At 73.3% G+C, this 13,053-nt stretch carries 11 protein-coding genes; 5 read left to right on the top strand and 6 right to left on the bottom strand.

The genetic code is table 11. From position 1 onward, the window contains the following. Positions 1–74 precede the first annotated feature (74 nt). Together B4K29_RS08225 and B4K29_RS08220 are read left to right on the top strand one after the other, a co-directional pair. On the top strand, positions 75–2,171 hold the full coding sequence (locus B4K29_RS08225) for a TIGR03960 family B12-binding radical SAM protein (RefSeq protein ID WP_286959996.1): 2,097 nt from the start codon (positions 75–77) through the stop codon (positions 2,169–2,171). 180 nt (positions 2,172–2,351) lie between these two features. Next, positions 2,352–2,813, top strand: coding sequence for a GNAT family N-acetyltransferase (locus tag B4K29_RS08220; protein ID WP_029211235.1), 462 nt, complete (start codon positions 2,352–2,354; stop codon positions 2,811–2,813). A 272-nt stretch (positions 2,814–3,085) separates the two neighbouring features. On the opposite strand, the gene B4K29_RS08215 is transcribed toward B4K29_RS08220, so the two are convergent. Next, complete coding sequence (locus tag B4K29_RS08215) at positions 3,086–3,622, bottom strand: YbaK/EbsC family protein (protein ID WP_029211236.1); 537 nt, start codon at positions 3,620–3,622, stop codon at positions 3,086–3,088. A 72-nt stretch (positions 3,623–3,694) separates the two neighbouring features. Between B4K29_RS08215 and B4K29_RS08210 the strand changes: the two genes are divergently transcribed. The 3 genes from B4K29_RS08210 (at position 3,695) to B4K29_RS08200 (ending at position 8,740) form a co-directional block, all read left to right on the top strand. Further along, positions 3,695–6,565, top strand: a complete 2,871-nt coding sequence (locus B4K29_RS08210) for an FAD-binding and (Fe-S)-binding domain-containing protein (protein WP_286967007.1) — start codon at positions 3,695–3,697, stop codon at positions 6,563–6,565. Positions 6,566–6,660: 95 nt separating this feature from the next. Next, the gene (locus tag B4K29_RS08205) at positions 6,661–7,962 is read left to right on the top strand and encodes an MFS transporter (protein ID WP_349680243.1); all 1,302 of its coding nucleotides are present in this window, start codon (positions 6,661–6,663) and stop codon (positions 7,960–7,962) included. Next, positions 7,937–8,740 carry a MerR family transcriptional regulator gene (locus B4K29_RS08200; RefSeq protein ID WP_084412613.1) on the top strand — a complete coding sequence of 268 codons (804 nt, stop codon included), beginning with the start codon at positions 7,937–7,939 and terminating at the stop codon, positions 8,738–8,740. Before B4K29_RS08205 ends, B4K29_RS08200 begins: the two co-directional genes overlap by 26 nt. A 36-nt stretch (positions 8,741–8,776) precedes the next feature. Here the strand turns inward: B4K29_RS08200 and B4K29_RS08195 are convergent, their stop codons facing one another. The 5 genes from B4K29_RS08195 to B4K29_RS08175 form a co-directional block, all read right to left on the bottom strand. Next, positions 8,777–9,694, bottom strand: a complete 918-nt coding sequence (locus B4K29_RS08195) for a sulfite exporter TauE/SafE family protein (protein WP_029211239.1) — start codon at positions 9,692–9,694, stop codon at positions 8,777–8,779. A 186-nt stretch (positions 9,695–9,880) separates the two neighbouring features. Continuing rightward, positions 9,881–10,672 carry a GNAT family N-acetyltransferase gene (locus B4K29_RS08190; RefSeq protein ID WP_029211240.1) on the bottom strand — a complete coding sequence of 264 codons (792 nt, stop codon included), beginning with the start codon at positions 10,670–10,672 and terminating at the stop codon, positions 9,881–9,883. Between the two features lie 202 nt (positions 10,673–10,874). Continuing rightward, positions 10,875–11,996, bottom strand: a complete 1,122-nt coding sequence (locus B4K29_RS08185) for a hypothetical protein (RefSeq protein WP_286967005.1) — start codon at positions 11,994–11,996, stop codon at positions 10,875–10,877. Continuing rightward, positions 11,951–12,253: a hypothetical protein gene (locus B4K29_RS08180; protein ID WP_286967004.1), complete on the bottom strand. Its 303-nt coding sequence runs from the start codon at positions 12,251–12,253 to the stop codon at positions 11,951–11,953. Before B4K29_RS08180 ends, B4K29_RS08185 begins: the two co-directional genes overlap by 46 nt. After that, positions 12,250–13,026: an ABC transporter ATP-binding protein gene (locus B4K29_RS08175; RefSeq protein ID WP_084412615.1), complete on the bottom strand. Its 777-nt coding sequence runs from the start codon at positions 13,024–13,026 to the stop codon at positions 12,250–12,252. The genes B4K29_RS08180 and B4K29_RS08175 overlap by 4 nt, the downstream gene beginning before the upstream one ends. Positions 13,027–13,053 lie beyond the last annotated feature (27 nt).

Here is a 13,053-nt window from a genome sequence, read left to right as displayed (position 1 = left end):
TCCGGTGGTCTGGCTCCACCCTGTCACGAGTCGGCAGATCCTGGGTGGACGTCTTCGTCTCTTACCCTTGAGTCATGCCCATCACCCAGAACGCCCCCGGCGCCGTGCGTCACGAGACGCCTGGCGCCTCGTACTACGAGGCCCTCGAGCCGTTGCTGGAGCGGGTCAGCAAGCCCATCCAGTACGTCGGTGGCGAGCTCAACTCCACCGTCAAGGACTGGCACTGCGGCGGCCACGGTCCGGGCGGCGAGGACCTGACCGTGCGCTGGGCCCTGATGTACCCCGACGCCTACGAGATCGGCGTGCCCAACCAGGGGATGATGATCCTCTACGAGGTGCTCAACGAGCGCACCGACGCCCTCGCCGAGCGGACCTACTCCGTGTGGGCCGACATGGAGGAGCAGCTGCGCGCCGCCGGCATCCCGCAGCTCACCGTCGACTCCCACCGCGCCGTGCGCGACTTCGACCTCTTCGGCATCTCCTTCTCCACCGAGCTGGGCTACACCAACCTGCTCGCCGCCCTCGACCTCGCCGGCATCCCGCTGCACGCGGCCGACCGCGGCGAGGACGACCCCATCGTCGTCATGGGTGGCCACGCGTCCTTCAACCCCGAGCCGATGGCGGACTTCGTCGACTGCGCCATCGTCGGTGACGGCGAGGAGGCCGTGCTGCGGGCGACCGACCTGGTCCGCGCGTGGAAGGCCGCCGGGCGACCGGGCGGGCGCGCCGGCATACTGCTGGAGCTCGCGCGGACGGGCGGGGTCTACGTGCCCAGCCTGTATGCCGTGACCTACCGCCCCGACGGCCAGATCGAGGCGGTCACCCCCACCGCACCCGGGGTCCCCGACCGGGTGTCCAAGCACACCGTCATGGACCTCGACGCGTGGCCCTATCCCAAGCAGCCGCTGGTCCCGCTCGCGGAGTCGGTGCACGAGCGGATGTCCGTCGAGATCTTCCGCGGGTGCACGCGCGGCTGCCGCTTCTGCCAGGCCGGGATGATCACCCGCCCCGTGCGCGAGCGGTCCATCACCGGCATCGGCGAGATGGTCGAGCGCGGCCTGGCCGCAACGGGTTTCGAGGAGGTCGGGCTGCTGTCGCTGTCCTCGGCCGACCACACCGAGATCGCCGACATCACCCGCGGGCTCGCCGACCGCTACGAGGGCACGCAGACGGGCCTGTCGCTGCCGTCGACCCGCGTCGACGCGTTCAACATCGACCTGGCCAACGAGCTGACCCGCAACGGGCGGCGCTCCGGCCTGACCTTCGCGCCCGAGGGTGGCTCCGAGCGGATCCGCAAGGTCATCAACAAGATGGTGTCCGAGGAGGACCTGATCAAGACCGTCGCCGCGGCCTACGGCGCGGGCTGGCGGCAGGTCAAGCTCTACTTCATGTGCGGGCTGCCCACCGAGACCGACGAGGACGTCCTGCAGATCGCCGAGCTGGCCAAGCGCGTGATCGAGACCGGGCGACAGGTGTCGGGCCGCAAGGACATCCGCTGCACGGTCTCCATCGGCGGCTTCGTGCCCAAGGCGCACACGCCCTTCCAATGGGCCTCGCAGCTCTCGCCCGAGGACACCGACGCGCGCCTGGCCAAGCTCCGCGAGTCGATCCGCTCGGACAAGCGGTTCGGCTCCTCCATCGGGTTCCGCTACCACGACGGCGAGCCCGGCCAGGTCGAGGGCCTGCTGTCCCGCGGCGACCGGCGCACCGGCCGCGTCATCGAGGCCGTCTACCGCGACGGCGGGCGCATGGACGGGTGGAGCGAGCACTTCTCCTACGAGCGGTGGATGCGCTGCGCCTCGACCGCCCTCGAGGGGACCGGCGTGGACGTGGCGTGGTACACCCAGCGCGAGCGGGACGAGGACGAGGTCCTGCCCTGGGACCACATCGACTCCGGGCTCGACAAGCAGTGGCTCTGGGACGACTGGCAGGACGCGCTCAACCTCACCGAGGTCGACGACTGCCGCTGGACCCCGTGCTTCGAGTGCGGCGTGTGCCCCCAGATGGGGACCACGATCGAGACCGGCCCGACCGGCCGCAAGCTCCTGCCCCTGTCGGTCGCCAACCCCGGGACGGCCGCGCTGCGCGCCGCGTCGGTGGGCGTGCCGTCGGCGTCGGGCGGCGAGGGCGCCGGGATGCGGGTCTCGACCGACGACGGCTCCGACGCCTGACCGCCCTCGCTGGTTCTCGCTGCCCGGCTCGCAATCCCCGCTCGCGACCCCCGCTCGCGCCATTGGTCACCACTGACGTTTTGGATCGTTCACAACCCCCGTCCAGCGTCCATTGGTGACCAATGGCGTGTGATCACGCGTGCGGGCGAGCTGACGACATACGGGCTCTAGGCTCGGACCATGGTCACCGTCGATCGCCTGCAGCCCCGCCGCGACCCCGCGGACCTCGACGTGCTCGTCGAGCTGCGAGCGGCGTGGGCCGCGGATCGCGGGCGTGAGGGGGACCTCGTCGAGCTGCGCCGGCAGCTCGCGGGTTGGGTTGCGGCGCAAGGGGAGTCGCGCCGCTTCTGGGCGGCGTCGATCGACGACGAGCCGGTGGGGATGGTCTCGTTGTTCGTCTACAGCCGTATGCCGGACCTGGCCCGGCCGCAGGGGCGGTGGGGCTATGTCGCCCAGCTCTACGTCCGGCCGCGGGTGCGGCGCCAGGGGATCGCCGTCGCGCTGATGAAGGCGTTGACCGAGCACGCGAGGGACGAGGGGCTGGACCGCCTCGTGCTGCACCCGAGCGAGATGTCGGTGCCGTTCTATGCCTCGCTCGGGTACAAACCGGCCGACGAGCTCATGCTCCTCCCGCTGCGCTGAGTCCGAGTCGCCGGAGGGCGGGTCGTCCAGGAACGGGGTTGTCCCGCCGGGAGCCACGCTGCGACGCTCGATCCATGGGGCTGCACATCGAGGACGACCGGATCGCGCAGGCGGGCGACCTCCGGGCCGGTCTGGGTGGTCTCTTGGAGTACGTCGACCGCGGCCGTCGACGCCCCGTGCTCGACAGCAGGACGGGGACGAGATCATCGGTTATGACGACGACGGGATCCCTCGTTGACGGGCCGTGCCAGACCAGTCGACGGGGAGCGGGGTCAGGCGCGGGGGAGGGCGAGCGGCAGGGCCCGGGCGCCGGGCAGGGAGGCAAGAGCCGACCCCTCGACCAGGATCTTGGCCCCGCGCAGGCCACCCCCGATCACGACGGGACCCGCCGCGACGACGGCCTCGTCCACGAGGATCAGCCAGTCCTCGGGCAGGCCGATCGGCGTGATGCCGCCCTGGATCATCGCGGTCCGCGTCTCGGCGTCCTCCTGGTCGGCGAAGGACACCTTGCGCACCCCCAGCTCCTTGCGCACGACCTTGTTGATGTCGGCGCGGTCGGTGGCCAGGATCATGACGGCGGCGTAGGTGACCTCGTCGCCGCGGCGGCCCGCGACGACCACGCAGTTGGCGGAGGCGTCGGGCGCGACGTCATACGTCTCGCAGAAGGTCGCGGTGTCCGCCAGGTGCGGGTCGATCTCGGCGACGCGGGCGCCCGGGACCAGGTGCGCCGCGGCCGCGACGGGCGGTGCGACGAGGTCGGCGCGGTCAGCGAGGGGGAGCCAGGTCAGGTTTCCTTCGGCGCTCGGCATGGTCCGACGCTAACTGTCCCAGAGCGCGACCCGCCGGTGTCGTCTCGCCTGGTGATCGGGGAGGATGCCGGTATGACGACCGCCCTTGACCTGGTGCCGGAGCTGGAACGCGCGGGGGTGCGGGACATCCGTGCGGACGCGCTGACGCGGGGGATGTACTCCACCGACGCGTCGCTCTATCGGGTGGTCCCGCAGGTCGTCGTCTGCCCGCACGACGCCGCCGAGGTCGCGGCCGTGCTCGACGTGTGCCGCCGCACGGGGGTGCCGCTCACGAGCCGGGGCGCGGGAACGAGCTGCGCGGGCAACGCCGTGGGCCCGGGCGTCGTCCTGGACTTCTCGCGGCACATGGGGCGGGTGCTGTCGATCGACCCCGAGGCCCGCACAGCGGTGGTCGAGCCCGGAGCGATCCACGCGACCCTGCAGCGCGCGGCGGTGCCGCACGGCGTGCGCTTCGGTCCCGACCCGTCGAGCCACACCCGCTGCACGGTCGGGGGCATGATCGGCAACAACGCGTGCGGCAACCGCGCGCTGGGCTACGGCCGCACGTCGGACAACATCGCCGGGATGGTCGCGCTGACGGGCCCCGGGCACGAGCTGCGCCTGACGACAGGGGTGCTCGGTGACGCGCCGACCGTGTCGACGACCGGGGCAGGTGGCGCCGAGCAGGTCGAGGCGGTGCGCTCGCTCGTCGGCGCCAACCTCGCGACGATCCGCACCGAGATGGGCCGGTTCGGCCGCCAGGTGTCCGGTTATGCCTGCGAGCACCTCTTGCCCGAGCGGGGATTCGACCTGGGGCGGGCCCTGGTGGGCTCCGAGGGCACGCTCGCCGTCGTCACCGAGGCCACCGTGCGGCTGGTCACCGACCCGCCCGAGAAGACACTGGTGGTGCTGGGGTTCGACGACATCTACGCCGCCGGCGACGTGGCGCCCCTGATGAAGCAGCTGGGGGCCGTGGCCTCCGAGGGGATCGACCGCCGCATCGTCGACGTGGTGCGAGCACGACTGGGCGACAACGCCGTTCCCGACCTGCCCGAGGGCAACGCCTGGCTGTTCGTCGAGCCGGTGGCGGACTCGGTCGACGAGCTGCGTTCGCGGGTGGCCGATCTCGTCGGCGCCGTCGGGGCGCGCTCGCACCGGGTCGTCGAGGACCCGGTGGAGGGGCGGGCGCTGTGGCGGATCCGCGAGGACGGCGCCGGGCTCGCCGGACGCACCCCGCGCGACCGTCCGGGCCACGCGGGGTGGGAGGACGCGGCGGTGCCCCCGGAGTCCTTCGGCGCCTACCTGCGCGAGTTCGACGTGCTGCTCGAGCAGCACGACCTCACCGGCCTGCCCTACGGCCACTTCGGCGACGGATGCCTGCACATCCGGCTGGACTTCGACCTCGAGCGGCCCGGAGGCACCGACCGGTTCCGCGAGTTCCTCTATGCCTCGGCCGATCTCGTGGCCCGCTACGGCGGATCGGTGTCCGGCGAGCACGGCGACGGGCGGGCTCGCTCCGAGCTGCTGCCCCGGATGTACTCACCCGGCGCCATCGACCTGTTCCGCGGCCTCAAGGGCGCCCTGGACCCGGACGACTTGCTCAACCCCGGCGTGCTCGTCGACCCCGACCCGGTCGACGCCCACGTGAGGGTCGCTGCGGCGCAGCCGGTCTCGACGAACCGCGACCGGCTGGCCTTCCACTATCCCGCTGACGCAGGGGACTTCACGCAGGCCGTGCACCGCTGCACCGGCGTCGGCAAGTGCCGCGCGGACCACGCGCCGGGCGCCGTGTCGGTGATGTGCCCGTCATACCTCGCGACCCGGGAGGAGAAGGACTCCACCCGCGGCCGCGCCCGCGCCCTGCAGGAGATGCTGAGCCCGTTCTCGGCGATCAAGGACTGGCGCGCGCCCGAGGTGCACGAGGCCCTCGACCTGTGCCTGTCCTGCAAGGGCTGCGCCTCGGACTGCCCGACCGGCATCGACATGGCGACCTACAAGGCCGAGGTGCTGCACCAGACCTACCGCGGGCGGCTGCGCCCGCCGTCGCACTACGCGCTGGGGTGGCTGCCCGCGTGGTCGCGACTGGCGAGCAAGAGCCCGCGGATCACCAACGCGCTCATGGGTGCTCCCGGCGTGGCCAAGGTCGGCATGAAGGCCGCCGGCGTGGACCCGCGTCGTTCGCTGCCGCGGTTCGCCGAGCAGACCTTCCGCGGGTGGTTCGCCGAGCACGGCGCCGACCCGTCCGCCGAGGGATCGCCGGGTCGGCCGGTCGTGATCTTCGTCGACAGCTTCGTGGAGCACTTCTCGCCCCAGGTCGGGATCGACGCGGTGACCGTGCTGCGGGCCGCCGGCTACACGCCGATCGTCACCGGGCGCCAGGTCTGCTGCGGCCTCACGTGGATCTCGACGGGCCAGCTCGACAGCGCCCGGCGGATCCTGACCAAGGCGGTCCGCGAGCTCGATCCGTATGTCGTGCAAGGCATCCCGATCGTCGGCCTGGAGCCCAGCTGCACGGCGGCGCTGCGCCACGACGTGGTCGACCTGCTCGGCACGGACGCGTCGCGCCGCGTCGCCGGGGGAGTGCTGACGCTCGCCGAGCTGCTCGACCGCACCGAGGGCTGGACCCCGCCGGACCTGACCGGCGTCGAGGTCGTCGCGCAGCCGCACTGCCACCACGCCTCCATCCTCGGCTGGGGCGCGGACGCGGCCCTGCTGGAGCGCTCGGGGGCCGAGGTGGTCCGGCTGGGCGGATGCTGCGGCCTGGCCGGCAACTTCGGGGTCGAGCAGGGGCACTACGACGTGTCGGTGGCGGTGGCCGAGCAGCAGCTCCTGCCGGCGGTGCGGGAGGCGGGGCCCGACGCGGTGGTGCTGGCCGACGGGTTCAGCTGCCGCACCCAGCTCGACGACCTCGCGCGGCGCGAGGGCGTGCATCTCGCCACCCTCCTCGCGACCTACCCCCGGTAGAGGCATCGACCGGCCTTCGTTCCCCAGGCTGATGATCCTGCCCGCGGTAGGTCTGGAGCGTCCACGTCGACCGGCACCGGCACCGGCACCGATTCCTGCGTCGGGATCGTGCGCCGCGGCTGCTTGACCTTGACGCAGGGTCAACCCTCCACGATGTCGGCATCACCTCACGATCCTCGCTCTGGCTCTTCCTCACCGCCGAGGCGCTCTCGCTCTTCGGCAACGCCGCGATCGGGATCGTCCTGCCCTGGCTGGTCCTGTCGCGCACCGGCGACGCCTCCGTCACCGGCCTGGTCGCCGCGGCCTCCGGCATACCGTCCGTCGCGGCCGCCCTCGTCGGCGGCTGGCTCATCGACAGGGTCGGGCGCCGCCGGATGAGCGTCCTCGCCGACCTCGGCTCCGCCGTCGCCGTCGCCGGACTCGCCGTCGTCGACCACCTCACCGGCCTCACCGTGGCGTGGTTCGTGGTCCTCGGGGTGCTCGGCGCGGTCTTCGACGTGCCCGGTATGACGGCCCGCGAGACCCTCATGGCCAACGTCGCCACGGCCGGCGGCGTGCCGCTCGACAAGGTCGCGGGCTACCGGCAGGCGGTGTTCGGGGTGAGCTTCCTGGCCGGGCCGGCGCTCGCGGGCACGCTCCTCGCGGTCCTCGACCCCATCCGCGTGGTGTGGCTGACCGCGGCCTGCTCGGCCCTCGCCGCCCTCGCGACCCTGGCGATGCGGCTCGCCCCGGCACCCGCCCCCGCGCAGGACGACGACTCGCCCCGCAGCGGTTGGGCCGTGGTCCGCCGCAGCCCCGCCCTGGTCGCGGTCATCGTGCTGTCCTTCGCCTCCGCCCTGGTCGTCGCGCCCCTGCTCGCCGTCGTCCTGCCCGCGCACTTCCAGGGTCTCGGCGCGCCGGAGCAGCTCGGCCTCGCGACCTCGGCGTTCGCGATCGGGTCGATGGTCGGTGCCGTCCTCTACGCGGTGGCCCTGTCCGGGCGCCGCTGGCTGACCTGGGTGCTCTCGATCGCGCTGTTCACCGGGTCCTTCCTGCTCATCGCACCGCTCGTCGGCTTCTGGCTCGTCGCGGCCGGCATGGCGGCGGCCGGGATCGGCAGCGGCCTCATGGGGCCGATCTCGATGGTGGCGATGACCGAGCACGTCCACGACGCGGTCCGCGGGCGGGTGTTCGGGCTGCTCAACGCCCTCGCGCTGGTCGCCTCGCCCCTGGGTCTCGGCCTGATGGCCGTGCTGCTGCGCTTCCAGCCCCTGGAGGCGGCCGGCTGGGCGATGCTGGTCGCGTGGATCCCGGCCGCGGCCTACGGGATCCTGGCGCCAGGGCTGCGGGCGTTCGTGCTGCCGCCGGCCACACCAGAGGGGGAGACGACGCGTGCTGACGATCGGGCAGCTCGCTGACTACGTGGGGGTGACCCAGCGCGCCATACGGCACTATCACCGGCTGGGTCTGCTCCCCGAGCCGGGCCGGGACCACTCGGGCTATCGGCGGTATGACGGGCAGGCCGTCGTCGACCTGACCCGCATCCGCACCCTGGCCGAGGCAGGCGTGCCGCTGTCCCGGGTCAAGGAGCTGCAGGACGCTCCGCCGGCCGAGACCAGGACGGCGCTCGACGAGATCGACCACGAGCTGGGGCGGCGCATCCGCGACCTGCAGGGCAACCGGCGCCGGTTGCGGAGGCTCGCGTCGGGCGATCCGCTCGACCCGGCCGTCCAGGCCTACCTGGACAAGGTCCGCACGCTGGGGGTGTCCGAGCGGATGGTCCGGCTGGAGCGCGACGGGTGGGTGCTCATGCAGGTGCTCTACCCACAGCTCGTGTCCCACTGGCTGCGGATCGGCGTGGACCAGCTGGACGACCCGCAGTTCCGCGACCTCTACCTCGTCACCGACGAGATGTACGACTGGCCGCCCGACGACCCGAGGATCCGCGAGGTGGCCGTGCGCAACGTCGACCACCTGCAGCGGCAGGGCTGGCTGGAGGCCGACCAGGTGGAGGTCGAGCACGGCGCGGCGGCCTATGCGCTGGTGCGGAGCTTCAACGCGGACGGTCGCCCGCCTGGGCGGCCCTGGCGGTGGAGATCGAGGCGGAGCTGGACCGCCGCGGCCTCGCCTGACCTATCTCAGGTAGTCACATTCGCCCGACTTCGCACGCCAGGTCGATGTGACTACCTCAGGTAGATCCGGCAGGGAGATCCGTCAGGTGGGTCCGGCGGGTCAGGCCGGGTCGAGCGCCTCGGCCCGTCGCACGTCAGCCTCGACGAGCTCGCGCTGCTCGCGCCGGTGCTCGCGCAGCGACCACGCGACGGCGCCGATCCAGACGGCGACGATGGCGGCATACGAGAGGTTCTGCACGGCGCCGGAGGCGTCGATCCAGTCGCTGCGCAGCAGGGTCCGCGCGTTGGTGAGCACGATCAGGCCGCCGACGGCCGAGCCGAGGAGGCGCGGTGGCAGGTGCCGGACCAGCCAGGCGGCGATGGGGGCGGCGATCAGGCCGCCGATCAGCAGGGCGAAGGCCATGCCGGGCACGATCGCGCCGCCGCCGAGGCCGAGGAAGAAGCCGATCGACGCCGCGATGGCCACGAGGAACTCCGAGGCGTCGATCGACCCGATGACCTTGCGCGGCTCGAGGCGACCGCTGGCGAGGATGGCCGGCGTGCCGACGGGGCCCCAGCCGCCGCCACCGGTGGCGTCGACGAAGCCGGCGACGAAGCCGAGCGGCGACAGGAACCGGCGGCGCAGCGGCTTGCCGAGGTGCTGGGTCGTCACGCTCTGGACCGTGAACCGCACGAGGATGTAGACGCCGAGGGCCAGCAGCACGAGCGACATGATCGGGGCGGCGACCTCGGTCGACAGCCAGGACAGGACCGTCGCGCCGAGGAAGGCCCCGATGGCGCCGGGGATGCCGATGCGACCGACGACCTTCCAGTCGATGTTGCCGAACTTCCAGTGGCTGGCGCCGGAGGCGAGGGTCGTGCCGATCTCGGCGAGGTGCACGGTGGCGGAGGCGGAGGCGGGGTTGGTGCCGGCGGCCAGCAGCAGCGTCGACGACGTCACGCCATAGGCCATGCCGAGGCTGCCGTCGATGAGCTGGGCGATGAGACCGACGATCGCGAGGATGATGATGGAGGGCATGCGGGGGCTCCTGAGGACGTGCGGTGGACGAGGGGCGGGAGCGGGTCAGCGACAGAGCTGACTGGCAACCCGCTGCAGGTCCACGTGCCGGCGCACGACGCGAGTCAGGTGCATGGCGTGGTCCTCGGGAAGGGCGGCATGCGAGGAGACTAGGGCGGCAACGCTTATGGGGTCAATAACTTCGGATTATGTCTCACGATCTGGTTTGCGGTATGCCGCAACCACCTGCACGTCGTCCCGGAACCCCACGGAGCGATAGAGCCGACCGGCGTCGTTGGTCGACTCGGTGACGATCACCCACTCGCGCGCCCCGCGCTCCGCCGCCCAGCGTGCCGCCACCCCCAGCAGGTGCCCCGCCAGGCCGCGCCGCCGGTGCTCGGCCACCGTCCCCACCGACTGGTAGCGCGCCCGCCGCCCCAGCGCGACGATCCCGAGGTCCGCCGCCAGCAGCCCGTCGTCCGTGAAGGCGCCGAAGAAGGCCGCGCTCCCCGCTGCCGCGAGGCGTCGTCGCGCGGCGATCTGCGCCACGGTGAACGCGTCGTGCTCGCGCGGGTCGTAGTCCCCGGTGCGGGCGTTCTCGTCGGCGGCGGCCCGGCGCACCTGGGCCCAGTCGTCTGGCAGCAGCGCCCGGACGGCATACCCCTCGGCCAGCGGCCGCTGCTCCGGCAGCTCGGTCGTCGTGAGGACGGCGTCGGTGCCGACCTCCAGCCCGTGCACGGCATAGGCAGCGGGGTGGGGGAGCCGCGGCAGCCCGAGCGCCACGTGCCCGGCCTGGGGGAACGCCCTGGCGAACACCTCGAGCCAGCGCCCCGCGTCGTCGGGGTCGCCGGTCGTCACGTGCACGTAGTTGCCCCAGTGGAAGTCGGGGTTGTGCGGCGAGCGCACGACGAGGTGGTCCGCGCCCACCTCGATCCGCGACCCCTGGAGCAGCAGGATCTCCAGGTCGGTGCGCGGCCCCGCCGCCAGTGCGCTGAGCATGCCCCTGACCCTAGGGCGCGAGGGGACGATCCGGTATGCCGACCGCCCGGCGTCTCGTCGTGGTGCTGCGCGGCGGCGAGGCGCGCGGGCCGTGAACTCACATGCACAACGACGCATCGGCGCAGGTCGCCTCATCGATCGGGCCCGTTGTGCGTGCGAGTCGCGGCAGGCAGCCGACCCGGGCCGGCGGCGGCCAGCGGGATCAGGCCATGGCCACGGCCTCACGCACCAGGCCGTCGCTGGCGCGGACGGACGCCAGGGCCACGACGAAGGACCCGACGATCGATGCCGCGAACAGCACCAGCGCCCCGGCGTTGAAGGCCGTGGCGGCGGCCGGCGCCATCAGCAGGCCGCCCTGCAGCGTGGCCAGCCCGACGCCCACGGTGAGCGGCAGCGTGACCTCGCGGCGGCGCACGGCCCGCAGCTGCGACAGGGGAGTGCCGGCGAGGGCCTGCGCCTGCAGGGTGCCGCGCTGGTCGTAGACGCGGGTCGCGTGGACGACGCCGCTGGACGTCACGGCGACGAGCGCGAGGATCGTCAGGGCGACGGCGCACCCCGTGACGAGATCGTCGGCGAGGTGGGGCGTGGCCGGGTCCGGACGGGCGGAGAACGCCGAGGCCATCGCGCCGCCGCACGCCGCCACGATGACTCCGAGGCAGAGCGCGCCCACCGAGCGCCACGTCGTCTGGGGGTCGTCGGCGATGCGCCTGGCGGCGAGCAGGGTCGTGGGGCGGCGGGCCGCTCGGGCCGCGATCCGGGCGCTGACCTGCACGAACCAGGGCCCGACGACGTTGACCGTCGCCACCATGGCGACCATCGCGAGCACGAGCACCCCGGTGCCGACCTGCCCGAGCAGCTGGAAGCCCAGCGTCCAGACCGCTGCCACCACGAGGGCGAGGACGAGTCGCAGGACCGACTGCGCCCGAGGGGTATGCCGGGCCGCCACGCCCAACGGTGTCACCACGACGCGAGCCAGGGTCGACCCGGCGGCGCCCAGGGCGAGCAGCACCACGCCCAGCGCGACGGCGAGGACGATCGGGACGCCCAGCCACAGGTCGCCCGCCCCGAGCGCCCGTCTGTCGAAGCGGAGCAGCCCGACCGGGACCAGGGCGACGGCATAGGCGGCCACGCCTGCACCCGCACCGACCGCGGCCTGCATCCCCGCCTCGAGGAGAGTCAGCGCGGTGACCTGGCCCGACGTGGCCCCCGCCAGGCGCAGCGCGGCCAGGCGCTGGTCGCGGCGCGCGAGGGTCAGCCGGGCGGCGACGCCTCCGAGGGTCAGGATCGGCACGACCAGCAGGGCCGTCGCCACGACGGCGAGCACGACGTAGATCGCGGCGGGTCGCCGACCTCCGGGTCCAGGCCGCCCGCCCGCCGCGCGAAGGCCTGCAGCCCGCCCGCCGTCACGAGCAGCGCGGCGGTCGCGACGGCGAAGGCCAGGACCGACAGCACCCCCGACAGCGAGTCCTGGGCCTGGCGCCCGCGCGCGACCATCCGGGAGATCGTCCACACGGTGCGCAGCGACCCCACGCCCGACGTGCTCGCGCCTGCCCGCTGCGCACTCCTGCGGCGCGCGCTCATCGGGTCACCTCGTCGCTCTCGACGCGTCCGTCGCGCAGCCGCACGACGCGTCGGCACCAGCCGGCGACGTCCGGGTCGTGGGTGACGACCACGAGCGCCGCCCCCTGCGCCGCGCATGCCGTCGTCAGCAGGTGCATGACCTCCTGGCCGGTGGTCTGGTCGAGCGCGCCGGTCGGCTCGTCGGCGAAGACGACCCCCGGCGACCCGACGAGGGCCCGCGCGATCGCCACGCGCTGGGCCTGGCCGCCGGACAGCTCGCCCGGGCGGCGGCGCTCGAGTCCCTGCAGCCCCAGTGGCGCGAACCAGTCCCGGGCCCGCACCTCGGCCTGGCGCCGCGCGGTCCCCGCGAGCATGAGGGGCAGGGCGACGTTCTCGATGGCGGGGAGCTCGGGCAGCAGCTGCCCGGACTGGAAGACGAAGCCGAAGTCGCTGCGCCGCAACCGGCTGCGGGCCGCGTCGCCGAGCCGGGCGAGGTCCTTCCCCCGCCACGAGACGGTGCCCGAGGTCGGGGTGACGACCCCGGCGAGCAGGTGCAGCAGGGTCGTCTTGCCGGAGCCGGAGGGTCCCATGACGGCGACGGACGATCCCGGCGCGATGGCGAGGTCGACGCCGGCCAGGGCGGGTGGCGCCTCGTCCCGCGTGGGTCCGTAGGTCTTGACGAGCGCCCGGCCGACGAGCGCCGCCTCGGGGCTCTCGCTGCTCTCGGGGCTCCCGGTGCTCTTGCGGCTCTCGGGATGGTGGGTCTCGGCGCGTGGGGAGGTGGTGAGGTTCATGCCGTCGACCATCCCGAAGGCGCCGTG

It is taken from the genome of Arsenicicoccus sp. UBA6765 (genome assembly GCF_002453335.1).
Taxonomy (GTDB): domain Bacteria; phylum Actinomycetota; class Actinomycetes; order Actinomycetales; family Dermatophilaceae; genus Arsenicicoccus; species Arsenicicoccus bolidensis.
Note: the sequence above shows the minus strand (reverse complement) of the source record. Positions and strands in the feature narration are given on the sequence as shown.

What these genes read in the sequence shown, in the direction of transcription:
- B4K29_RS08225 (WP_286959996.1), top strand. Translation starts at nt 75, where the DNA reads ATGCCCATCACCCAGAACGCCCCCGGCGCCGTGCGTCACGAGACGCCT.
- B4K29_RS08220 (WP_029211235.1), top strand. Translation starts at nt 2,352, where the DNA reads ATGGTCACCGTCGATCGCCTGCAGCCCCGCCGCGACCCCGCGGACCTC.
- B4K29_RS08215 (WP_029211236.1), bottom strand. Translation starts at nt 3,622, where the DNA reads ATGCCGAGCGCCGAAGGAAACCTGACCTGGCTCCCCCTCGCTGACCGC.
- B4K29_RS08210 (WP_286967007.1), top strand. Translation starts at nt 3,695, where the DNA reads ATGACGACCGCCCTTGACCTGGTGCCGGAGCTGGAACGCGCGGGGGTG.
- B4K29_RS08195 (WP_029211239.1), bottom strand. Translation starts at nt 9,694, where the DNA reads ATGCCCTCCATCATCATCCTCGCGATCGTCGGTCTCATCGCCCAGCTC.
- B4K29_RS08190 (WP_029211240.1), bottom strand. Translation starts at nt 10,672, where the DNA reads ATGCTCAGCGCACTGGCGGCGGGGCCGCGCACCGACCTGGAGATCCTG.
- B4K29_RS08180 (WP_286967004.1), bottom strand. Translation starts at nt 12,253, where the DNA reads ATGAGCGCGCGCCGCAGGAGTGCGCAGCGGGCAGGCGCGAGCACGTCG.
- B4K29_RS08175 (WP_084412615.1), bottom strand. Translation starts at nt 13,026, where the DNA reads ATGAACCTCACCACCTCCCCACGCGCCGAGACCCACCATCCCGAGAGC.